The following is a 22,079-nucleotide window of genomic DNA, read 5'->3' as shown; positions in this document are numbered from 1 at the left end:
TAAAGAGGGGCCGCATTTCGCGGTCCCTCTTTTTGTTGTTGAGTGCTTGTCGGCTAAAGATCGCGGGCGATGACAAAAAGAGTTTCACCCTGTTGACATGTAGCGGTCACGCGCATCATGATTACCACGCCGTCGCTGCCTGCGCATAGCGTGATGGCGGGCGCAGAATGATCGGAGAAGTCGTGAAGGCGGCCGATCGGCTGTCCAGCGCGCACCTCTTCACCGAGATCGACAAGTGGCTCCCATATACCGGGTCTGGGGCAGGGGAGATAGTCTTCCAGGTTGCGTGCATCCACTAGCCGCGGCGGAGCGAAGCGACCGGGATCGATGCGAGCAATCTCACCTTCGAGCATTCCATAATGCCGCAGCATGTTGCGAATACCCTCGACAGCGTGCCGAGTGCCGACCCTGTTGACACCCTCGCCGTGACCGAACTCTCCGCCGATAGCGATCTTTCCATCAGCCTCGGCTTCGTCGGTCAAGAGGCCAGAGGCCATTTTGCTGGAGTAGACGAGTATAAAAGGGGTATCGAATAGAGCTGCGGCGGTCGTCATTTCCTTGAACTGAGCCGTGTCAACCACAGGATGCAACGAGGTGCACAGAGCAAATCCCCCTTCGCGTCCGCCAGCATGAAGATCGATGACGACGCCAACTCGTGGGAATATCTGTTGCTTGACGAAGTCTGCGATGCGATACGAGATGGTTCCGCATGGATTGCCCGGAAACGCACGGTTCATGTTGACGAAGTCGAGCGGAGAGACACGCTGATTGGCGGCGCAGGCGCTCTCGCTGAGCTGCGGCATGAGCAGGATGCGACCGGAGATCGATTCCGGCTCAAGTTCTCTGCATAGTTGTTTGATGGCGACCTGACCTTCCCATTCGTTGCCGTGAGTTCCTCCGAATGCTGCCAGTCCAGGTGGCGCTGTTCCAGGTGCGGGTGGGCGCAGGCCATTGATGATCGTGATCGGAACCAGAGAGTAGCCCCAGCTTGAATCGAGCGGGAAGGCGAGGCGGTAGTGGTGTTTCCCCGGTCTATCGAAGTCGATGCGGGAGAGATCAAAGATGATGGACGGTGTCATGAGGCTCCTGAGGGCAAAGGATGCGTTTTGCATGCGGCTGGCAGAATTCTGGAAATACTCCGGATAACACACTATCGTAGCGAGCCGCTAAGGGGGCGCACGGCGTTGCGTCCGGGGTTTGTCCGGTGGATCGGACGATTTTTCAGGGTGCGAGCCAGTGTGCAATGAAGGGATGCTAGATTCAAAGTAAATCGATCGCGGCATTGAAGCGCCATGAAGATCACAGACCGTTTCAGCAAGAAATTCACACTACACCAGGAGAGAAGATGCCGCTCGGGTATCTGTATATGATGCTGTCGCTGACGTCGTTCGGGTTGATCGGCATCACCGCCAAGCTTGCTGACACATGGGGATGCAAACCGCCAGCCGTGTACATGCTGGCGTATGTGTGGTCTTCGCTCTTCGGTATTCTTTTCGTTCTTCTCTACCGGCACGGCAACTTCCATGTTCCGTTTGCGGTCTACGCCATCGCTGTGCCGTTTGGAGCAGCGGGCGCTCTGGGCGGAATGGTGTTCATGGCGGGCATTCGATATGGAAAACTTTCTACGAGCTGGCTAATCATCAATCTCTCCGCGGCAATACCGGCGATAGGATCGATCGCCATTTACCACGAGGCAGTGAGCCGGAGAAAGATCGCTGTGCTACTGCTTGCCATCTTCGCGTTGATCCTGCTCTGGAAAGACAAACAGATGGATGAAGCGCTCATGCAGCCCAGTGGTGCGCGCAAGGAGACCGGGCGTGAGCCGTAACTCAACCTGGCTGCGCTTGATGGTGATCGCGTTCTTTGCGAACGGCATTGGCCCGTTTGGCTTGAAGATCATGACGGAAAAGGGGCTCTCGCAGGCGTATCACTTTCAGTACCTGCTGTGGTGGTACGGCGGAGGCTTAGTGTTTTGCTTAGGAGCGTTCCTGCTGGCGCGTGGACAAGTGTGCCGACGCGAAGTGGTCGCGGCCTTTGGCATCGGAGCGGGAAGTTTTGGAGGTCAACTCTTCAGTTTGATGGCGTTGGAGAAGGGGGTCCCAGGTTACATTGTTTTTCCGATAACAACCGGCGGGAATCTATTCCTGGTGGCCGCGGCCGGGGTCTTTTTCTTCCGTGAACGAGTGGGCAGGTATGGCATGGCCGGGATTTTTGTTGGTGTGCTCGCTCTGATGCTCCTGAGTCTTGGATAGCGCGTCAGACGAGAGAAGTGTTCAGACTTGCTTTCCACTGAGTCGTGGCCAAAGCGGCGATGGAGAGATAGATCGCGATACGCAATTTCAGCAATTTGCACTGTTAGGAACGCCCCATGCTAATCAAGCTTTCACATAACCTTTCTGTATCCACACCCTTCTACAAAGCCCTGCCTGCTCCGCGACTGGACCAGCTATATGACCTTTCCAAGGGAGATTCCTGCAACTCCTTTTATCTGACGACGAGTAATCACGCAGGTACGCATGTGGATGGGCCGCGACACTTCAATCCTGAGGGGCGACAGATCGCCGAATACGAGCTTGATGAGCTGATCTTCCGCAAAGTAGCCATTGTGGATGTGTTCGCGGGAGATAGGCATTTAATCGTGCCCAAGGATCTGACGGGCTGTCGCTCGTTGCCTGAAGACATTGAGGTGCTGCTCATTCGTACAGGGTTTAGCCAGTTTCGGGGTGACTCTATCCGCTATGTCGAGCAGTCGCCGGGATTCTCACGCGATGGCGCGGATTTTCTGATGAAGTACTTTCCCCAACTCAAGGCTCTCGCCGTGGATTTTGTGTCGATTGCGGCGATGGCGCACATGGAGGAAGGTTGCGAGGCACACCGCGTATTCCTCGGTTGTCACGGATATGGACAACGCCCCATTCTGTTGATTGAGGATGCATTGTTGCCCTCGGATCTTCCACCGCTGGAGCGGCTTTTTCTTATCCCATGGTTCGTAGATGGAATAGACAGCGCTCCGTGTACGTTGTTTGCGGAGACGTGAGAAGGGTGCTGTATACCACTTCGAGACATCAGGGAGAAGAGCAGTATTCTGCTCGGGCATATTCGTTCGAAAGTGTTGCCGCACATTAGGCATTGCGCGAAATCTCGCGGCCAAAAGCACTTTTCATGCGGTCTTCATCGTTCTTGTCGCGAGTCGCGAATAACGACACCCCAATTCAATTGACCATCCGTCCGATTGGACAAGATCTGCGAAAGCAGCGTTCGAATCGTTCTCCTGATTCGTAATAACGCGCAAAATAGCTACGCCGCCCAGCAGCACAGGACAACCACGAGTATTGCGCAAACGCCGGCGGTGCAGTTCTCTCCCCTATTTGACAGCCCTTGAAGAAGACGGCTGTTATCGCCCACCGACCCAACCCAGTTGAAAATCCAGGAGAAAATCATGAAGCAACCAAGCTCCAGAAGAGTTCTACTACGGCTTTGGCAATGGTCATTGTTCTCGATAATGTTCTCGCTTTTTGTGATCGTGCCAACCGCCTCGGCTGCATATGCCCAGGACGCTGCGCCGTTTGGATCGCCATACAGATGGTCGCAGAACAGCACCCCTACATCGAACGCCAACAGGAGTTCGGCGCCGGGTCTGAACGTGATTGGCAACACGACGGACATCGCACTGGATCCGAACGGTGGAGACTTGCCAGGCGCGTACGAGGCAGGCGGCATTCTCTGGTCCAACAGTCAACAGCTCAAGAGTGTCACCCTGATCAATGGTTCGCGGGACGGAAGCTCCATGAATGGCGTGTTTTGCTCAAACCTGACCTTGCAGACTACGACCGACGGGTCCACGTGGGTCGTATCTAACTGGTCGGTGTCGCAATCGTATAGCTATGACTCGAGCGGAGCTTCTCTGCAAACCTACACCTTTTCCGGCAGCGATCCAATCACGGTTCTCGGGGTCCGCATCAGTGGGCAGGTTCATTGTTCAGATTCAGGTTCATGGGTCGAGAACATGCGTGAAATTGTCGCAGTGGCACCGAATGCACAGACAATCTGGGCTCCATCAACGACGCCTGCAACACTCGACGTGAACGATTACACCGGAGCCGTTAACCTGGGCGTGCGGTTTCAGTCGAGTGAACCGGGTACGATCAGCGGCATTCGCTTTTACAAGGCTCCGCAGAACACTGGCACGCACACCGCGACGTTATACAGCGATACCGGTGCGGTTCTTGCACAGGTGAATTTCAGCAATGAGACCGGTTCTGGCTGGCAGGAGGTGGACTTTCCACCGGTGAGCATCCCCGCAAAGACGACTTATGTTGCGGCATACCACACCACCAATGGACATTATTCCGTCAGCGGTAATTTCTTTACCTCCGATGTTTCGAATGGACAACAATTGACAGCAAGAGCGAATGGAGCCGGTGGCGAAGCGAACGGCGTCTATGGCTATGGTGATGGCGTGGCGTTTCCGACGCAGACCTACAATGCGAACAACTACTGGGTTGATGTTGTCTTCAACGTCGCCGGGGGAGTGCCTCCAGCCTCAGCTGGCAACCTTCAGGGGGATCATCTCAGTTCGGAGCGAGCCCAGTTGACCTGGACAGCCAGTCCTGGTGATCCAACCGGCGTAGCCTACTCTGTCTACCGGAACGGAGTTTTTGCTGGAACCACCGGTTCTACTGTCTTTACCGACATCGGTCTTTCACCGAACACAAGCTATGCCTATTATGTCGTGGCGTTCAACGGCTATGGATCAGCGGCGAAGACTGACACCATCGAGGTGACGACTCCGGATAACTACATGCCGGTGAGTCTACGGGATTTCTTCCCAGTCGGTCCTGATGCCCAGCCGGCTTCGCTTCTCCAGACGTGGAAGGACCGTGGTGCCAATACATTGGCAAGGACACCAGTAGGCATAAGCCCTGCGGACTTCGCGGTCTGGAATAGCACTGCGGACTCCTTGGGGTTTCAATACATTCGAGATGCTGATCCCAACGGCCCTGTGAATGATGCCTCGGCACAGCATCTGTTGGCCTGGCACCAGCCAGACGAACCGGAATCATCAACACCTGTGGTTTCCGCTAGCAAGATTGTTAGCCAGTACAAAGCGTGGAAGCAGATAGATTCAGGCCGAGCGGTGTCCCTCAACTTCAATGGAGGGTGGTTGATAGGACAGCAGGCAGGGTGCGACCTCACGTGCTACGCCTCCTACATCCAGGGAGCGGACTGGGTCATGAGCGACATCTATCCGCTTTCCGGTTGGGGTCAACCTGGCAGTTTAGGGTGGATTGGCCAGTCGGTCGACACTCTGTATAGTTTGGCGCCGGACAAGCCGATTATGCAGTTTGTCGAAACCGCCTACCAGGGTCTCTCATGGTGCGAGAGCTGCCCGGCTCCAACTCCCGAGCAGTTTCGCGCCGAGTTTTGGGAGGCGATCATCCACGGAGCACGCGGAGTCTTCGTCTTTCCCGAACGCATAGGTCCCTTTTCATTCGACAACACGACACCGGAGATGGATGCCGAGATCACCAAGCAGTTCAATACAGCGACATCGCTTGGGAGCGTACTGCAAGGCGTCATCAACCCCATCGGGATGAGCGCTTCGGTATCGTCACCGCTCGAGGTCGCCTGGCGAAACTACAATGGGCATCAGTATATCTTCGTGCTCAATTTTTCATACAACGAGAAGGACGGGCAGACAATCACGCTCACCGGAATCGGTTCAGCGACACAGGCTGTGGTCTATGGGGAGTCACGTAGCGTTCCGATCACAAATGGCGCGATCACCGATAACTTCGGTAAACACGAGATTCACATTTATCAAATCAATTAACGCCAGGTGCGAACCTGGTTAGATCAATGGCGGTCCTTTCTGCTTTCTTGAGAGAGGGCCGCCAAATTTTCTGAGGAGGGGGAGCTCATCATGACGCTGGTTCGCTCAAGATGAAGCTACTGTTTTGTTTGAAGCGGCGTCTTGGAGTCGTTGAAAAACTGGTGCTGCAAGGCAGGCGCTACAGCATCTGCCTTCACGGCACGAAGCACGGTCACAACGCCATCTATCCACTTGTGCATGTCATATTCGCCCAACTCGCGATTCGCGCGGCTACCGTCGCCAGCGTAGTGGTCTGGATACTTCGCATACCACCAGATGCCGGTATAGACGCCTTTTGGGAGATTGAGGCGGTGACGGTCTGAGCCATCCTGTTGCTTTGCCTCGTCCAGGTGTACCAGGTCAGGTCGTGACACCATAACGTATGATGTCTCAGTTTCACCTGCATGTTCATCCGGCCCGGCATGAACATGCGGACGCTGCGGTCCCATCTCGGGCTCCCATTCATAAACATAGATCACGTAATCTCGCGGCGACTGTAATTGCGACTGCGCGAAATATGGAAGCAGGCTTCGGTTACCACCGTGAGCGTTCACGATGACAATCTTCTTGCAGCCGTTCCGCGCCATCTCATCAGTCGTCTCTTGAAGGAGCCCAAGCTGTATCTTCATGCTGTACGAGACCGTTCCGGGTTCCTGTTTGGCTTCCGCTATCTGGCCGAAATAGTATGGCGGAAAGATCACTGCATATTCAGTCTGCGCGGCCTGCTCCGACACATAGCGCGCGTCAAATAGATCCGTTCCAATTGGAAGGTGAGGGCCATGCTTCTCCAGAATGCCGAATGGCAACATACACACGCCTTGAGACTGATGAATCGCCGCAATGAAGTCGGGACCAGTCAGTTCTTCCCATTTGGCGGGCAACTTCGTCGCCTGCTGGCCCCAGGTCAGGCTTGCACTCACAAATACGATTAGAGCGATCGTTCCTCGCATGGTGTCTCCAGAAGCCCATGGCCTCCGAGCCATGGAGGCTCACGCTAGTGTAGAACGCAGTACAGAACCTACGATCTCTTTCATCCCATCGATGCAAGAAGCTTATCCAGCGAATCGGACAATAAGAACTCCTCTAAGGCAGCTCTTCGGCTTCAAGTCGTAACGGAATTCTTCAGTTGAAGCCATCTTCGCCGTGCTTTCTCGGGCGTATCGCCTTACAGTTCGAGATGAGGACTCCATGCATGTCAGACGACAGCGCAACCTGTGCCATAAGACCCGCTGCGATCAAATCAGTGGACATGGCGCGAGCATCGTCACACCTGGCCACCAAGAAGCAATATTCGCCAATTCGCGTGTCAGGTAAAAGCGATACTAGCAGGCGGCCTGAGTAATGCTTGACAGTTCTCGTGTGTGTACTCTGAGGGCCTGCGCATCTGGTACGGCTGATGGAGGCACAATTCGTAGACCATGGGATAAATCCCAAAGAACGGCGCCACGATCTTACTCGCAGATCAGATGCAGAAGTGATCTGAGAAGGCCATCTGGGATGGGATTCACCTGGCGACGTACCACTAGCGTACGTCGAGGAACCGAAAAGATCCCAGGGGGGCCTACGTGATCCCATATCGATTAGTGAATAAGCTATTTATATTCAAATACTTAATTCATTCTAGACCGCTTAGCACAATTGGAAGGTGGCCCTGAAAAGGCCGGCGTCGGCGGTTCGATCCCGTCTCTGACCACCACATTATAAAAGACTTAGTGGTAACCAAAGAGTTGATAATTCAAGTCAGCGTACAAATAGCGCACATCGCGATCAGGCGGTGTGCGCTGTCTTGGTGATGTGCACTCGTACCAGCTTGGCATAACGCTCGGTCATCTTGATGTTGGCGTGACCGAGAAGCTTTGCCAGTTCGTAAAGATCGCCGCCGTTCATCATGTACCCGAAGGCAAGGTGTGACGCAGATCGTGGAACCAGAAGTCTCGAATGTGTGCTCATGTCCGCGGGATACGGTTATGGCTATAATAGCCACGTGGAGGGCATCATGCGTAGCGTCAATATAGCGGAACTGAAGAACCGGCTCAGCACGTATCTGTCTTTTGCAAAAGCAGGCGAAGTCGTCGTCATTCGAGATCGGAACCTTCCTGTCGCTAAACTGATTCCTTTCTCCTCTGACGATGCCAGTGAAGCGGATCTGGCCTTGGTTGCTGCCGGAGCAATGCGTTTGCCCGAGAAGCCCCTGAACATCGACCGACTTTGGAAAATGCCCAAGGCAACCGTACACGGCACCACCGGAACGCAGGCAATCCTGGACGAGAGGGATGAAGGCCGGTGAAACAAACTACTGCCTTTTGGGATTCAAGCGCCCTGATCCCGCTTTGCGTTCAGGAGCAGACCAGTAACCCTGCCCGTACTCTTGCGAAGCAGTTTGCGCCTGTCGTCTGGTGGGCCACCGCGGTTGAGATCCACAGTGCCATAACACGTCTGCATCGCGGTGGCGGTTTGAACGATGCTTCTAAACAAGCTGCGCTCGATCGACTACTCGTCATTAGCCACGGGTGGCGTGAAATTCTCCCAAGCGACAAGCTGCGCGATCAAGCAGAGAGCTTGCTCGACACGTATTCCATGCGAGCTGCCGACAGTTTGCAACTCGCCGCCGCGATGGTTTGGTGTCAGCAAAAACCTGCCCGCCGAACCTTCATCGCGGGAGATGTACGGCTTTGCGAAGCTGCATCCCAAGCCGGCTTCACCGTCATCAGACCAAGCCCATAGTATTCTCAGGTGCATCCAACGCCTTCAAATATGACCATTCTGCACGCGGCCGTTGCCGGAAGCCCTGTCTCTACGCCCTCTCGAACACAAGATGGGTCGCGGATTCCGAAGTTTCGCGTTCGGCTAACGAAAACCCCAACGCATGAAGGTCCAGGCCATTGAACAGCGGTTCTCCTTGACCGAGGAGAACGGGTACCGAAGCGATGTGGAGAGAGTCGATCAGGCCAGCTCTTAGATATTGCCGCACTGTTGCCGCGCCGCCTCCGATCTTGATGTCTTTGCTTCCGGCAGCCTTCTTCGCAAGGACCAGCGCTTCCTCGAATCCGCCCGTGACAAAGTGGAAGGTCGTTCCCCCTTCCATCACCAGAGGTTCACGCTTGTAGTGCGTGAGAACGAAGGTAGATGCGTGGTACGGCGGATTGTCACCCCACCAGCCCTTCCATGAATCGTCCGGCCAAGGGCCTCGCACCGGACCGAACATATTGCGGCCGAGGATGAAGGCGCCGAAGTTCTCCATCGCCCGGTGAGCGAACATATCGTCCACATCCCCTGTGGTTCCCCCCTCCCGCCCGAGCATGGAGCAAAAGGTCTTCGTGTGAAAGTACCACTGAAAAAGCTCAGTCCCCCGCTTACCCAGCGGATCGTTTAGGCTCTGTTCGATCCCAGCGCCGAAACCATCCAATGAAACGCTAAATCCCGCGACGCGAACCTTTGACATCCCAACCTTCTCTCAATATGGCAGTGCTGACTCTTTTTGTAGCTTAGCCCGATATGGGCTTGATGAGATATACAGCATCCGATTATTCGGACAGGCTGACGCAAGCTTAGCTTCGAAACGATGCAGAGGCAGTGACCAACCTCTAGAGTATTGGCTATTCGATGCATCGGAGGAACGAACATGTTGCTGGTCGACTGCCATTCTCATATCTGGGCTTACCCCGGTCATCCCATTCGGCGGGCAACTGCGTCGCCTGCTGGCCCCAAGTCAGGCTCGCACTCACAAATACCATTAGAACGATTGTTCCTCGCATGGTGTCTCCCAAAAGCCCATGACCTCCAAGCCATGGAGAACGCCAGTGTAAAACGCAATGCGGAACCTGCGACCCATCGATGCGAGGAGCTCATCCAACGAATCGGACAGTAAAAACCTCACTCTTAACTGTAAGCGTCAACGAAGGCCGTATAGGCGGGGATGCATTGTTCAGGCGGTCTCCTCATGAGGGATGGCGTGGTTGCCGTTTCGGTGGAGGGATTTAGGGTGGAGTTGGATGTTGCAGCAAGCGCGCGGCCGGAGCGAGCACGGAGCTTTCGTACGCCGGAGGACGTTGCCGGATTGTGGAGGAGACGCTGGTGCCGGGCGTCTCAGTGTCGATGGTAGCGCGGGCACTCCATCTACTTTGTTACATAGTGCTCTGCATTGATCCGCACATACTTTTCCCATCGATCGGGCACATCGCCTTCGGCATAGATCGCCGCTACTGGGCAGGCAGGTACGCAGGCACCGCAGTCGATACATTCAACAGGATTGATGAACAGCATGGGGCTTTCGCCAAAGTCTTCTTCGCTCTTCTTCGGGTGAATGCAGTCTACCGGGCACGCATCGACACATGCGGTGTCTTTTGTCCCAATGCATGGCTCGGCGATAACAAATGCCATAGATTTACCCTTCTCCCGTCTGTAGCCTGACATTACTCAGGACGCTGCGATCGACTCACTGGCTACCACGGTTGGATTGTCAATCTCTGCATAGTCGTAAGCCTCCCTTGTAACAACCGGGGTTTGCAGGAAGTTTTCGGTGACGGGGGGCGATTGCACTGTCCATTCCAGCCCTGCCGCTCGCCATGGATTGCTCCCTGCTATCTTTCCGTACTTCAACGACCAGAGGAGATAGACCGCGGGCAACAGATAACCAATAGCGAGGATCGATGCGCCGGCAGTTGAAAGGGCGTTCAGCACCTGGAACTCCGGCGGATAGGAATGATAGCGCCGAGGCATGCCAAGATAGCCAAGAACAAACTGCGGAAAGAATGTCAGGTTGAAGCCGATAAAAAGCGTGCTGGCAGCGAGCTTCCCCAACTGCTCTGAATACATTCTTCCTGTCATCTTTGGCCACCAGAAATGCAACCCGGCCATGTAAGCGCTGATCATGCCGCCCACCATGACGTAGTGGAAATGGGCCACAATGAAATAGGTCTCGGTCAGTTGGATATCCATGCCCAGAGAGGCGAGCATCACCCCTGTCATGCCGCCCATCGTAAAAAGTCCGATGAAACCAAAAGCATAGAGCATGGGAGTGGTAAAGCTGATGGAGCCCCGGTACATCGTCGCCGACCAGTTAAACACTTTGATTGCGGAAGGGATGGCGACCAGCATACTCATCAGCGAAAACATCAAAGCCGAATAGTTCGATATGCCCATAATGAACATATGGTGAGCCCACACGAAGAAGCTAAAGATAGCGATAGCGACCGATGAAAATGCGACTGCGGTATAGCCGAAGACACGCTTCCTGCAGAAGCACGCAATCACCTCGGACATGATTCCCATTCCCGGCAAGATCATGATGTATACGGCGGGATGGGAATAGAACCAGAACAGATGCTGGAACAGGAGTGGGTCTCCCCCCAACGCAGGGTTGAAAACGCCTATTCCAAAGACACGTTCCAACACAACCAGCACTAACGTTATCGCGACGACCGGCGTTCCAAGAACGAAGATAATCGACGTCGCGTAATAGGACCAGACGAAGAGCGGCAACCGGAACCAGGTCATTCCCGGGGCGCGCATTCGGTGAATCGTAACGATGAAATTGACGCCAGTCAGTATGGAAGAAAATCCTGCAACAAAGATCCCCATGGCCGCGCTGACGACATTACTGTTCAGGTAATGCGTACTGAGGGGAGTAGTGAAGGTCCACCCCGTATCCACGCCGCCGGTGACCATCGAACATAGTTCAATGCTGCCTCCAATAACGAAGAGATACCAGCTCAGAAGATTGATCTTCGGGAAGGCGACATCCCGAGCGCCAATCATCAGAGGTATCAGAAAATTTCCCAGCACCGCCGGCGCCACCGGCACCAGGAAGAAAAAGACCATGATGATGCCGTGAATGGAGAACAGCTTGTTATAGGTGTCGGCAGCCATAAGGTCGCCTGCGGGAGTCAGCAATTCCAACCGGATCAGGGCTGCGGCCAGTCCTCCAATAGTGAAGAAAAAGCTCGTCGTGAGGACATAGAGAATGGCGATACGCTTATGGTCTTGCGTAAGTAGCCATGATTTAAGACCAAATCCGTTATTGAGATAATTTCTTGCCGGTAGGGCTGACGCTATTACTGGTGTCGTTGCCATCACTTCCCCTTATGACTTGGATTGACACGGCTCTACTGCGCGATCTCTGGTTCAAGCTGGCGATCGGGCGCTTGCAAGCAAGGTGTCCGGCGTATTCTGAGAAGATATCTTCGTAATTCTTATACGAAAATTATTGGGGCCGCGCTCAAGATATTCCCACGCTGCTTGCCCACGCCGGAAACTCTCGAACTGCTGACTTAAGGGCACGGGATCGTGGTCGTTGAGCAACCGGAACGAACCGCCCACGGCCAAAGAATCGAACTTCGCAAAGATGAGTGGGTGGCGTTGCGGGCGCGGCACCGCGCGGATGTCGATCTCATCGTCCAGGGCAACAGGCTCTCTTCTTGTTTCTCCCGTCGCGAGCACCAGAAGTGCCGAATCTTCGTGCGCTTCAACACGATGCTTGACCCCGGCATCGATGCCGATCACTTCTCCAGAACGCATCTCGCAGGGGATATTCTGCTCATAGAAGGTAATGCTTCCGCGAATGACATATACCGTAACCTTTCCCGATGTCATGTGTTCGGGAACGGACTGGCCGGCCTTTATGCTCAGGAGCACCATACGGTAACCCTGGTCGTTGGCCAGGACCTTGGGATTGAATCTGCGTGTGTCGAATTCAATTAAATTGTTTAGATTGTGCTTGAGCATCATTCCCTCACTATCAGATCCGGCCTGTTTGCTTCTCTCGCTTTGACACCGAAACTACTCCGCGGTCGTCAGATGTGCTATGACTTGTGTCGTACAAGGAAAGCGTTGCCAGGAGAGAGAAATGGAAAGGATCGCTGCGTTACGCCGCACTACCCTATTCAGTGAAGTCAATCTCGAAGGGATTGCCAGGCTTGCGCAGCGAGCCACGGAAATGCAATTTCAACCCGGGGAGATGCTGTTCTTTTCCGGTGATGCGGCAAAGGGGCTGTTCGCAGTTGTAAGCGGTAAAGTGCGCGTCTTCCGGCACAATACCGAAGGCCGCGAACAAGTCATGCACGTGGATACCGCCGGCGCAACCATTGGCGAGGTCCCTGTGTTCGATAATGGGCCATACCCAGCTTCTGCGATCGCCGAAGAGGCTACCGAAGTCCTCTTTATCAACAAGCTGGACATTCATGCTTTCTGTCTGGAATACCCGGCCTTCGCACTTAAGGCGCTGACGCTGATGGCAGGACGAGTGAGGCGGCACGCTCAGCTGGTAGAGGCATTGTCCTTCCACGAGGTTGGTCAACGGCTTGCCTTGCTCCTGCTGAATGAAGCGAGGAGCGCTGGGGTCGATGCACGCGGTCATTCAACATTTAAGCTAGCCCTCTCCAATCATGAGATCGCGATCCGTATCGGCTCCGTGCGGGATGTCGTCTCTCGCGCACTGGCGCGTCTCCAGCACGACGGGATGGTCACGATCAAGCGACGTTCTGTAACGATCAAAAATTTCCATGCTCTGAATCTCTACTCGGAAAATCGTTATAAGCAACGAATTGCAAACGGGGATAGGCTGCAACAAACGGGCAATGACGAAACACCCTGACAATTACATTTCGCTACGGTTTGCCTGATTGAGAGGTTTGCAGCAATTGCCGGCAGAAACGGATTGAACAGACGTGCATGATCATTGCTCGCAAAGTGACGGTTGCTCTCCCGTCACTTTCCCGGCAGCGGCCACTCCGCCTGAAACGAGCGACTATACCGCGGCTGTCCTTCGTTCTTCGAGTAGCTGCAAAAGACTTTTTGCCCGCATCGGCATTTTGGCATACAAATCGACATGTTCCGATGGGTCCTGCTCAAGATCAAACACGGCAGGCGGAGTTCCTTTCACCTCCCGCGAATAAATCGTCCAGGTTGGCTTCGTATGTCGCGACTTCACGTCATAACCTGTAATCGCTTTGTATCGGCCGTCACAGACCATCCTCCATCCCCCCAGCCCCGAGTAGACCACCTCGCGGTGGGTCTCCGTTTTCCCTTCAAACAGAGGCCGCAGCGAGCGGCTGTCCATCGTTGCTGAAGGTTTCAGCCCTGCATAATCCAGGAAGGTGGCAGCAAAGTCCATGATACTGACCAACGCATGGCTACTTGTCCCCTTGCGGATCCCCGGCCCCACGGCAATCAGCGGCACACAAGCCGAAGGCTGGTATGGAACGATCTTCCCCCACAATCCCTGATCGCCAAGCATGTCTCCATGGTCGCTGCTGAAGATCACTACCGTGTTCTCAAGCTGCCCCATACTCGAAAGCTTGTCGAGATACTGCCCGATCATTCGGTCAATATTGCTGCACATCGCCGTATAGTTCTGCCGGATACGCTGGTTCGTTGCGGCATCATACTCATTCGTTCCATTCACCTTGGGCATTTTTAGTCCGCGCGCTCCCGTCTCCATCCGCGCCGTTATGTCCACCGGATTATGCGGTCCCGTCCAGTTCACCTGTAGAAACCAGGGCTTATCCTTCGGCGCTTCGTCCAGAAGCTTCAGTCCATTCCCCGCAAGCCAGTTATCGCAGTATGCCTCCTCCGGCAGCGGGGTCGGATAAGTAGCCGCATAGTGCCCCTTGATCCTCTTTTTCAAATCGTCGAGATGTTCCTCAAGCAATCGTCTTTGATCGAGAAAGCTGAGATAAGGGTCAGCAGGATGGTTGTTGTTCAACTCATAGCCAATCAACTGATCGATCTTGCCTGCATTGTTAATCCCGTCGGAGAAACCGAGCGCATTCAAGCGCCATTTTCCGTCAAGCCCCCACCAGTCCGCGCCCTTGTTCAGATCGAATTTACCGCAACCAAGCACGTGGTATCCGCTCGCCCTCAGCGACGAGTAAAACGTCGGCAGCGCCGCATACGGATAGTCGCAATCGTTATTCGGTGTCATTGCCCTGTCGTATTCCATACCTGATGCCAGGCACGCTCTCGAAGGAGCACACAACGGCGATGCCACGAAGGCGCTGGGAAACGATGTGCCCATACAGCGCAGCCGGTCGAGATTCGGCGTACTGATCTCCAATTCGCGGTTCGTGCTCATCCAATCGAACCGCCATTGGTCCGGCAGCAGAAGAAGGATATTCGGCTTTCGCGTCTCCGCCTCGGACGTCGCCCGACCTTGACGCGCAGGCGTTACCCCCTCGGCAGCATCGGCAAACGATGCCAGGCCAGCTCCCATACCTGCGTTCATCGCAGTTTTCAAAAACTCGCGTCGCGACTGCGTCATGCCTGTCTCTCCTGAATCAGCCCTCTGCGCCTGCCGTGCTTTTTCCGCGCAGCATAGGATCGTCGAGATCCTTCTGCATCCTGACCAACAACTGGCTCATCTCCTGTTTCGTCGAAGCGTGCGCGGAGTCATTCGAGAGGTCATGCATCTCCCACGGGTCGCTCTCCACATCGAAGAGCTGTACACGCTGGATCTTCGGATACACGATGAACTTGTATTTCTTTGTACGAACCATCCGCTGAAAATCCCTGTAATAGCAGAAGATCGCCTCGTGAACAGCTCGGTTGCTGCCATGCAACAGTGAAACGAGGCTCGGGAATTGCACTGCATCCGGCACTGGCGCCTTCGCCAGCTCGCACGTCGTCGCATACATGCTGTGCTGATACACCAGTTCATCGACACGGCTTCCGGGCGTAACTCCCGGCCCCGCGATTAACAGCGGCATCCGCACACTACAGTCATATAGGTTCTGCTTGCCCATCAACCCATGCTCCCCAACAGCAAGCCCATGGTCGGCAGTAAAAATCACATACGTATTCGACGCTTTTCCTGAGCGCTGCAGCGCATCCAGAACTCTGCCGACCTGCGCATCCAGCAATGTAATCAGTGCGTAGTACTCTCGCCGATGCAGTTGCACCGCCTCTTTCGTGCGCGGAAATGGCGCAAGCACCTCATCGCGAATCCTGCTGTCACCCTGGTCGAATGGATGCTCAGGCAGAAAATTCGGTGGAATCTCGATCTTGTCCTGCGGATACAGCGCAAGATCTTCCTTGAAGGATTGCCGCGGATCATGAGGAGAATTGAGTCCGAGGTACATAAAGAAGGGAGCATCACGCTTCGCAGCCTTGTTCAGCAGATGATCGACAAAGTAATCCGTATAAAGCACATCGGCGTGTTCGATCCGGTCCAACTTCTCGTTACGCCACAAACTCGTGTGGACCCAGTGTCCCTTCTGCGTTTCATCCCACGGCTCCCACGTATTGCCTGGGCTCGGACGATTATAGGCAGCACCACTTATCGGTGTTGACTCAAACATTCCCGGCCCTATCGGCCCCATCTCTTTGAAGCTCCGCTGCAGCACTGTGGGGTCGAGATGCCACTTGCCGCAGATGTACGTGTCATACCCTGCGTTGCCCAGTGTCTGCCCCCACGTGGGCACATCGTCGAGTCCCGCTTGCGCCCGAAAGGCACCCAGGCCGCTGTTCAGCATCGTGCGACTCGGCACGCAAACCGCCGCGCTCCACGATCCCTGATGAAAGCAGTGCGTGAACGTACACCCCGACGCGGAAAGCCGGTCGAGATTCGGGGTATGGACCTCGTGATTGTTCAATGATCCAATTGTCCGAAAGGCCAGATCGTCGCAGATAACGAAGAGGAAATTCGGCCGGCCCCCCGCACGGGCCGAAGAGTCCTGCAGCGCGCCCAGCGTTGATGCATTCCCTGCCGTAGCAATCCCCGTACCCATGAGCCCAATAAACTTCCGCCTATCCATCATCGACACCAGCCTTCTTGTGGGATCTCGGCCTGCACTTTTGCTCTGTGCCTTACCGCGTTCATATGCTCCGTAGCGATCGCAGAGTCTCGCGATCCTCTTCTGGCAGAGAGCCATCCGGCAGCGGACCTGTATTCAGCAGCAGGTTCGCGTTCTTCTCTCTCGCAGCTGCGAGCATCGCAAGCACTTCTTTCCTGCCGCGATGCTTCCCGTCCTCGCTCTTGTTATATCCCCACTTCCCTTCCTGAAACGTATCGCAGATCTCCATCGGCTTCAGGCGATTGCTCATCCACGCATGCTTCGCGGTTTCGGCCCCCATCTTCCGCCTTTCCAGCAACACACTGTCATGCACTCCGATTTTTGCTGCCTGCCGCTCCGGTGCGGCAAAGTCCTCCCCACCCGTCGCGCCCTGCTTAAAGGAGACCAGGCACGCAGGCTGGAGGCTTCGTATCTCCTGATAGATCTCATCCATCGGAAACAAATCGGGCCGCGCGTAATATCCCATTACCGGATCAAACCAGATACCGGCGATCGGCCCATACTGCGTCAGTAGTTCTCGCAATTGCCTGCGCACATAGTCGATGTAGATCGAGGTATCGGAATCCTTCCTCCACTTGTACTGAGCAGGCCTCTCCGCATACCCGGGACGAAAGAACTCCCATCCCGCGCTCGGATCGCAGAAGTAAGGATGGTGCCAGTCCGCTCCTGCTGAGTAATACAGAAAGAGCCCAAGCCCCTTGCTGTGACACGCCTCGGCAAGCTCCCCAACCAGATCCCTCTTCGCCGGCGAAGCCACGCTCGAGTAGTTCGTCTGCGCCGTGCGAAACAGGCAAAAGCCCTCATGGTGCTTCGAGGTCAGATTTACGTACTTCATCCCCGCAGCTATTGCGCAGTCTGTGATCTCGTCCGCGTTGAACTTCGATGGATTGAAGCTCTTCTGCAAGAGCTCGTATTGCGTCAGAGGAATCTTCTCCCGCAGCATCACCCATTCGCCGCGCCCAAGCTGGCTGTACAGCCCGTAGTGCATGAACAGCCCAAACTTCGCTTTCTTGAACCACTGCAAAGATGCAGCCCGCGGATCATTCTGATAGAGCCCGCTATAGTCTCGAAGGTGAGGAGGCACCTTCCCCGATGCACTCCAGGCCATCGGGGCCGACAACATGCAGGAGCCTCCCGCCATCATTCCTGCGAATCTTCTTCTGCTGACAACGCTCATGACCTTCCCATGCTGGAAATCACTTATGAATACCGAAGGCTAGAAATAGAACTTCGCCGCCAGTTGAAGCTGCCGCTCCGTGCTGCGCATACTCTGCACCTTGCCAAACGTAATCGTCGTATTCTGCACCGCCTGCGGAACACCCAGCACCGGATGGTTCAGCACATTGAAGGCCTCGCCGCGGAGCTGAATCTTCATATCCTTGATCGCAAAGTCGCGGAACAACGAGAAATCCATATTTGCATATCCCTGCGACCGCAGCAGATTGCGTGGAGCATTCCCGAAGGTAAACGACGCCGCAGGAGCAAACGCAGTCGTGTTGAACCACTGCGACGCACTGCGATGGCTGATCTGATTTGGATCTCCAACCAGGTCGACGCCCTGATAGTTATTGCCCGTATTGGCAATGCTCGTTGCCGTACTCGTAACCGTAAATGGAGTCCCCGAGAGCAGCGTCCCCACTGCATTCATCTGCCACCCTCCTACGATCGCATCCACCGGCCGGTTGTTGGCGGTAAACCTCTGCCCCTTGCCGAACGGAAGTCTGTATTGAACAATCCCTGTAAACATCTGCGGCACATCGAAGCCCGCTACGCTGCGATCCAGCGCCGGATTATATGGATTGCGAACAAAGCAGCCTTCCGCGCCAAACGCGCCGTCGCAAGCCACATCAATCGTCTTCGACCATGTGTAGTTGAGCGTGTAGGCGAGGCTGTTGCTCTGTTGCCGCATCAACTGAACCTGCAGCGCGTTGTAGTTGCTTGCTCCATTGCTCTGTTGATAGTGCGTCGGGGCGATATACGAATAAGGGGACCTGCTTGCTACCGTTCCCGGTCCCGGCGTCACGGCAGTGTTGAAATAATCGCAGCACGGCAGCCGCAGCGTCTTCGATCCCACATAGTTCATCGTCAGAATCGTGGTGCTGTCCAGTTGTTTCTGGAAGCCCACAAGCCATTGGTCTGAGTATGGGTTCTTGATGTATGGCGCCACAAAGAACGCCACCTGGCTGAACGGGTTCGCCTTCGGTTGCTGGCTTGCCTGGTTCAGCGGATTCTCCGATGTCACCGTCACCGTCGTTGTATTCACATTGCCCGACTGCAACTGGCCCACCGAAGGCCACAGCGATCCCTCATTCTGCACCGCCTGCGATAACGAAGACCACGTATCAAACACACGCGCGTACGAGACGTGAATCACCGTTCCAAATCCCGCCTGGTAGGCCAGCCCAATGCGCGGTTGGATATTGTCATGCTGGTCGTTGATGAGCTTGTCACTCGACGCCACGACGACGTTTGCGGGTAACGAACCTCCAGGTATGCACGGCGCCACGCTCGTACTCGTGCAGGCCGGCGTCTTCCCTGCCGTCTTGCTCAAAAGGTACTTGCCCGTACGAAGATCGTAAGCGCCCGTATAGTTTGAGAGCGTCGGACTGTCACCCAGCGTCTGTAGAATCACAAAGTCATAACGCAAACCCCAGTTGACCGTCAGCTTCGGTGTAACCCTCCACTGGTCCTCAAAGTAAAAGCCATTGCTCCATCCGCCTTGCAGGTTCTTGATCAGGTTTCGTCTCACCGTCGCGCTCGGCACCCCAATCAGAAACGAGGCCATCGCATCGCCGCCCGACGAGGTCTCCAGGTTCGAAGTCTGCGAGGCCGTCAGCGTAAGCGTGCTGTTCGCCTGCTGCACACGATTGAAGTAATAGGAGAAGCTTGCGCCCGCATCGATCGTGTGATGCCCCCACAGCTTTGTGTAATTGCCCTTGTATTCGTAAATGTCGCTTCCCGTATTGTCCGTGAATGCCTGCCCTCCACTCAAATAACCGGATATCCCTATATTCGGGATCTGGCATGGAAGCGTGCCGATATAGTTGCACAGGAAATTCTGGTTGAACCCGCTATCCGAATAAATCGAATCGGGTACGTTCACCAGATCGGTGACGGACTTATACCTTTGCCACACATGACCTGTCTGCAGTTGCAACGTGGCAGAAGCGCCAAAGATATGCACATAGTTTGCCGCCCAGTTCTGGGCATCGCTGGTCTGTCCCTGCGACAGCGTCACATAACCTCCGCTGCCCTTCTGCGTTCCATGGATCTGGCTCAAACGCCCCCATATCTGGTTCGATTGGTTGAAGTGGTGATCAAGCCTCAGGCTGTAGTTGTTCTGGTTGATCACATTCGGCGTCGTATCGACCCCATTCGTGCCCGCGTTGGTGGTTGCAATCGGCGTTGGAAAGAGGTCCTTCGCCAACTTGACCATATTCGGATCCAACCTGCTCGCAATGTTGTTATTGGCAAATGCCGTACGTAGATACTGCCCCGGATGGGCCGGATCCGGCGCTGTCGTAAACGGATCGTAAAGCTTATTGGAAACCGCGCTAAAATCCCCATTCAACTCTGCCGGAGTCGGCACGTTGTAAAACGTCGCCGTACCTGCTGTACGGTTCGTTCCTTCATAGGCCCCGAAGAAAAACGTGCGGTCCTTACCGTTATACAAGGGAAGCCGTACCGGTCCGCCAATGGTGGCCCCATATACGTACTGGCGCAGTTCCGATTTCTTCGCCAGCAACGGGTTGCTCGCATCTAGCCCATCGTTGCGAATGAAGTCCCACACCGTGCCATGGAAAGCATTGGTGCCATACTTGGTCGCAACATTCACAATTCCCCCCATTACACCCCCAAACTGCGCCTGATCGTTGTGCGACTGCATCTTGAACTCTTGAATCGCATCCACAATCGGGGGTACAGCGTACTGGCTATAAAACGCCATCTGGTCGTTCGTTCCGTCCATCAGATACAGGTTGCTCCGGTTCCACTGTCCGTTCACCGAAGGGAAGTTCAATGACCCCACAAAGATCGACTGCGTGCCGGAACCTGAGTTCTGCGACGTATTCACCGGACTTGCTCCCGGCGTCAGCGTCAGCAATTGCGTAAAGTTTCGTCCATTCAACGGCAACTCATTCACAGCCTGCGGATTGAACACCGTCCCAAGGTTCGAGACTGTCGTTTCCAGTTGCGCCTGGTCCGCCGAAACCGTCACCTGTTCTGTGACCGCGCCCACATTCATGCGGAAATTGAAGGTTGCTGTCTGGTTCACCGCTAGCGTCACCGCACTCTGGCGCACCGTCGAAAATCCCGTCATCGAGACCTCGATCATGTAGCTGCCCGGATCGATGTCGACAAACGCGTAGCTGCCCGACGAGTTCGTTGTGGCTGTGCGTGAAGCATTCGTCGTCGTCGAGCGCAGCACAACCTTCGCTCCCGGCAATGCCGCTTCTGAAGCATCCCGTACTGTTCCGTTCACGGAGGCCGATGTCAACTGGGCTCTCACAGGCAATACGTCCATCGCCAAGGCCATGCAAAACACCATCAACAGCACCATGCAACGGCCTCTCTCGAACCGCCTCTTCGTTGCCATCTTGTCCCTTTCCGTACCTTGTATTCATCTACCGGCCCAGGTGATCTGTAACAGATCTTTACTGGAAAAATGAACCCGCTACTGTCGAAATCACTGGAAAATTAGCGCGCACCGCACAATCGGCAAAATCATCTTTTTTTATTTTGTATATAAAAAAGTTGTTTTATTTTTGCGTAGCGGAGTTTAGCTAAATATCTGAATCAGTGTCAAGAAAAAGTGGGAGCAGGGAATCTCCTCTCTTCCATTTATGCGTAGCCGCTTCAGACGCGGCGATCAACGCCACCGCCTCCAAAGCCTCAGTCCGGCTATCGGCGACTGTATATGCTACTTGGCCGGGGACAAATTGCCAGGCACGTGAAGCCCTTCTTTCGCAGCGGCATATACCGTGACGGCGCCGGAGGCAGCACCTCCATAAACGGCGAGGTCCGATGAAACAGGAGCCGCAGATGCGGTTGAGGTTACAGAAGAAGCGATAGAAAACCGGAGATCAGGCAAAGCAGGAATGAATGTTTTCCAGGCATGGCAAACATGCTGCCACTTGTGGCATAGGCCTGACACGTTTCGAGCGGTACATTACGCGCTGTTACATTGAGTTTGCTGGCACTTGCAATGCAAATTTATGGATCGCAACCGGCCGCGCCCGCAGGGTAGTCACCCCTTGTAATTCGGTACAGGTGATCGAAGATAGGCCTGGGTCTCGCTCGCCGTCAGGAACTTCTTATCGTTGAGGGCATCGTTGGCGCCTGCAAAGAGAACAACGTAGTCAGGCTTGAACTGTTGAAGCTGGCCATCAAGGCGAGCATCAAGTTCAGAGGTGTTCTCTCCC

Annotated in this window: 18 protein-coding genes; 7 read left to right on the top strand and 11 right to left on the bottom strand. The window is 54.8% G+C overall.

Translation table 11 applies throughout. The features are described from left to right. Positions 1–53: 53 nt before the first annotated feature. A complete protein-coding gene (locus JSS95_12375) occupies positions 54–1,079 on the bottom strand; it encodes a succinylglutamate desuccinylase/aspartoacylase family protein (GenBank protein ID MBS1800607.1) in 1,026 nt (341 codons plus the stop codon). Positions 1,080–1,345: 266 nt separating this feature from the next. Here JSS95_12375 and JSS95_12370 point away from each other — a divergent pair, with 266 nt between their 5' ends. From JSS95_12370 to JSS95_12355, 4 genes are all read left to right on the top strand, one after another. Further along, positions 1,346–1,828, top strand: a complete 483-nt coding sequence (locus tag JSS95_12370; protein MBS1800606.1) for a hypothetical protein — start codon at positions 1,346–1,348, stop codon at positions 1,826–1,828. Beyond that, on the top strand, positions 1,818–2,252 hold the full coding sequence (locus tag JSS95_12365; protein ID MBS1800605.1) for a hypothetical protein: 435 nt from the start codon (positions 1,818–1,820) through the stop codon (positions 2,250–2,252). Before JSS95_12370 ends, JSS95_12365 begins: the two co-directional genes overlap by 11 nt. Before the next feature lie 116 nt (positions 2,253–2,368). Then, positions 2,369–3,037: a cyclase family protein gene (locus JSS95_12360; protein MBS1800604.1), complete on the top strand. Its 669-nt coding sequence runs from the start codon at positions 2,369–2,371 to the stop codon at positions 3,035–3,037. A 402-nt stretch (positions 3,038–3,439) separates the two neighbouring features. Continuing rightward, entirely contained in the window at positions 3,440–5,833 is a 2,394-nt protein-coding gene (locus tag JSS95_12355; GenBank protein MBS1800603.1) for a DUF4082 domain-containing protein, read from the top strand. Between the two features lie 116 nt (positions 5,834–5,949). On the opposite strand, the gene JSS95_12350 is transcribed toward JSS95_12355, so the two are convergent. Together JSS95_12350 and JSS95_12345 are read right to left on the bottom strand one after the other, a co-directional pair. Beyond that, positions 5,950–6,855: a creatininase family protein gene (locus JSS95_12350; protein MBS1800602.1), complete on the bottom strand. Its 906-nt coding sequence runs from the start codon at positions 6,853–6,855 to the stop codon at positions 5,950–5,952. Positions 6,856–7,639: 784 nt separating this feature from the next. After that, a complete protein-coding gene (locus JSS95_12345) occupies positions 7,640–7,822 on the bottom strand; it encodes a hypothetical protein (protein ID MBS1800601.1) in 183 nt (60 codons plus the stop codon). On the opposite strand from JSS95_12345, the gene JSS95_12340 reads away from it, so the two are divergent. Continuing rightward, entirely contained in the window at positions 7,821–8,159 is a 339-nt protein-coding gene (locus tag JSS95_12340) for a type II toxin-antitoxin system prevent-host-death family antitoxin (protein MBS1800600.1), read from the top strand. The two genes, JSS95_12345 and JSS95_12340, sit on opposite strands and share 2 nt — an antisense overlap. Further along, positions 8,156–8,596, top strand: a complete 441-nt coding sequence (locus tag JSS95_12335) for a type II toxin-antitoxin system VapC family toxin (GenBank protein ID MBS1800599.1) — start codon at positions 8,156–8,158, stop codon at positions 8,594–8,596. Before JSS95_12340 ends, JSS95_12335 begins: the two co-directional genes overlap by 4 nt. A 70-nt stretch (positions 8,597–8,666) precedes the next feature. On the opposite strand, the gene JSS95_12330 is transcribed toward JSS95_12335, so the two are convergent. The 4 genes from JSS95_12330 to JSS95_12315 form a co-directional block, all read right to left on the bottom strand. Next, positions 8,667–9,314, bottom strand: coding sequence for a dihydrofolate reductase (locus tag JSS95_12330; protein MBS1800598.1), 648 nt, complete (start codon positions 9,312–9,314; stop codon positions 8,667–8,669). Positions 9,315–9,988: 674 nt separating this feature from the next. Then, positions 9,989–10,252 (bottom strand): ferredoxin family protein, encoded by a 264-nt coding sequence (locus tag JSS95_12325; GenBank protein MBS1800597.1) that lies wholly within the window; start codon positions 10,250–10,252, stop codon positions 9,989–9,991. Between the two features lie 36 nt (positions 10,253–10,288). Beyond that, positions 10,289–11,944, bottom strand: a complete 1,656-nt coding sequence (gene ctaD / locus JSS95_12320; protein MBS1800596.1) for a cytochrome c oxidase subunit I — start codon at positions 11,942–11,944, stop codon at positions 10,289–10,291. A 51-nt stretch (positions 11,945–11,995) separates the two neighbouring features. Then, on the bottom strand, positions 11,996–12,388 hold the full coding sequence (locus JSS95_12315; protein ID MBS1800595.1) for a DUF2249 domain-containing protein: 393 nt from the start codon (positions 12,386–12,388) through the stop codon (positions 11,996–11,998). 328 nt (positions 12,389–12,716) lie between these two features. Here JSS95_12315 and JSS95_12310 point away from each other — a divergent pair, with 328 nt between their 5' ends. After that, positions 12,717–13,463 (top strand): Crp/Fnr family transcriptional regulator, encoded by a 747-nt coding sequence (locus JSS95_12310; GenBank protein MBS1800594.1) that lies wholly within the window; start codon positions 12,717–12,719, stop codon positions 13,461–13,463. Between the two features lie 153 nt (positions 13,464–13,616). Here the strand turns inward: JSS95_12310 and JSS95_12305 are convergent, their stop codons facing one another. The 4 genes from JSS95_12305 to JSS95_12290 all read right to left on the bottom strand — a co-directional run bounded on the left by JSS95_12305 (position 13,617) and on the right by JSS95_12290 (position 21,253). Further along, the gene (locus tag JSS95_12305; GenBank protein ID MBS1800593.1) at positions 13,617–15,128 is read right to left on the bottom strand and encodes a sulfatase-like hydrolase/transferase; all 1,512 of its coding nucleotides are present in this window, start codon (positions 15,126–15,128) and stop codon (positions 13,617–13,619) included. A 16-nt stretch (positions 15,129–15,144) separates the two neighbouring features. Continuing rightward, on the bottom strand, positions 15,145–16,593 hold the full coding sequence (locus tag JSS95_12300) for a sulfatase-like hydrolase/transferase (GenBank protein ID MBS1800592.1): 1,449 nt from the start codon (positions 16,591–16,593) through the stop codon (positions 15,145–15,147). Between the two features lie 88 nt (positions 16,594–16,681). Then, a complete protein-coding gene (locus JSS95_12295; GenBank protein MBS1800591.1) occupies positions 16,682–17,782 on the bottom strand; it encodes an alpha-L-fucosidase in 1,101 nt (366 codons plus the stop codon). Between the two features lie 93 nt (positions 17,783–17,875). Further along, positions 17,876–21,253, bottom strand: a complete 3,378-nt coding sequence (locus tag JSS95_12290; protein MBS1800590.1) for a TonB-dependent receptor — start codon at positions 21,251–21,253, stop codon at positions 17,876–17,878. Positions 21,254–22,079 lie beyond the last annotated feature (826 nt).

The sequence above is a fragment of the Acidobacteriota bacterium genome, from assembly GCA_018268895.1.
GTDB lineage: Bacteria > Acidobacteriota > Terriglobia > Terriglobales > Acidobacteriaceae > Edaphobacter.
The sequence above is the reverse complement of the archived record's forward strand: the minus strand, read 5'-3'. Positions and strand labels throughout refer to the sequence as shown.

Coding starts and splice junctions, on each gene's coding strand:
- JSS95_12375 (MBS1800607.1), bottom strand. CDS start 1,079: ATGACACCGTCCATCATCTTTGATCTCTCCCGCATCGACTTCGATAGA.
- JSS95_12370 (MBS1800606.1), top strand. CDS start 1,346: ATGCCGCTCGGGTATCTGTATATGATGCTGTCGCTGACGTCGTTCGGG.
- JSS95_12360 (MBS1800604.1), top strand. CDS start 2,369: ATGCTAATCAAGCTTTCACATAACCTTTCTGTATCCACACCCTTCTAC.
- JSS95_12355 (MBS1800603.1), top strand. CDS start 3,440: ATGAAGCAACCAAGCTCCAGAAGAGTTCTACTACGGCTTTGGCAATGG.
- JSS95_12350 (MBS1800602.1), bottom strand. CDS start 6,855: ATGGCTCGGAGGCCATGGGCTTCTGGAGACACCATGCGAGGAACGATC.
- JSS95_12340 (MBS1800600.1), top strand. CDS start 7,821: ATGTCCGCGGGATACGGTTATGGCTATAATAGCCACGTGGAGGGCATC.
- JSS95_12345 (MBS1800601.1), bottom strand. CDS start 7,822: ATGAGCACACATTCGAGACTTCTGGTTCCACGATCTGCGTCACACCTT.
- JSS95_12330 (MBS1800598.1), bottom strand. CDS start 9,314: ATGTCAAAGGTTCGCGTCGCGGGATTTAGCGTTTCATTGGATGGTTTC.
- JSS95_12325 (MBS1800597.1), bottom strand. CDS start 10,252: ATGGCATTTGTTATCGCCGAGCCATGCATTGGGACAAAAGACACCGCA.
- ctaD (MBS1800596.1), bottom strand. CDS start 11,944: ATGGCAACGACACCAGTAATAGCGTCAGCCCTACCGGCAAGAAATTAT.
- JSS95_12315 (MBS1800595.1), bottom strand. CDS start 12,388: ATGCGTTCTGGAGAAGTGATCGGCATCGATGCCGGGGTCAAGCATCGT.
- JSS95_12310 (MBS1800594.1), top strand. CDS start 12,717: ATGGAAAGGATCGCTGCGTTACGCCGCACTACCCTATTCAGTGAAGTC.
- JSS95_12305 (MBS1800593.1), bottom strand. CDS start 15,128: ATGACGCAGTCGCGACGCGAGTTTTTGAAAACTGCGATGAACGCAGGT.
- JSS95_12300 (MBS1800592.1), bottom strand. CDS start 16,593: ATGGGTACGGGGATTGCTACGGCAGGGAATGCATCAACGCTGGGCGCG.
- JSS95_12295 (MBS1800591.1), bottom strand. CDS start 17,782: ATGTTGTCGGCCCCGATGGCCTGGAGTGCATCGGGGAAGGTGCCTCCT.
- JSS95_12290 (MBS1800590.1), bottom strand. CDS start 21,253: ATGGCAACGAAGAGGCGGTTCGAGAGAGGCCGTTGCATGGTGCTGTTG.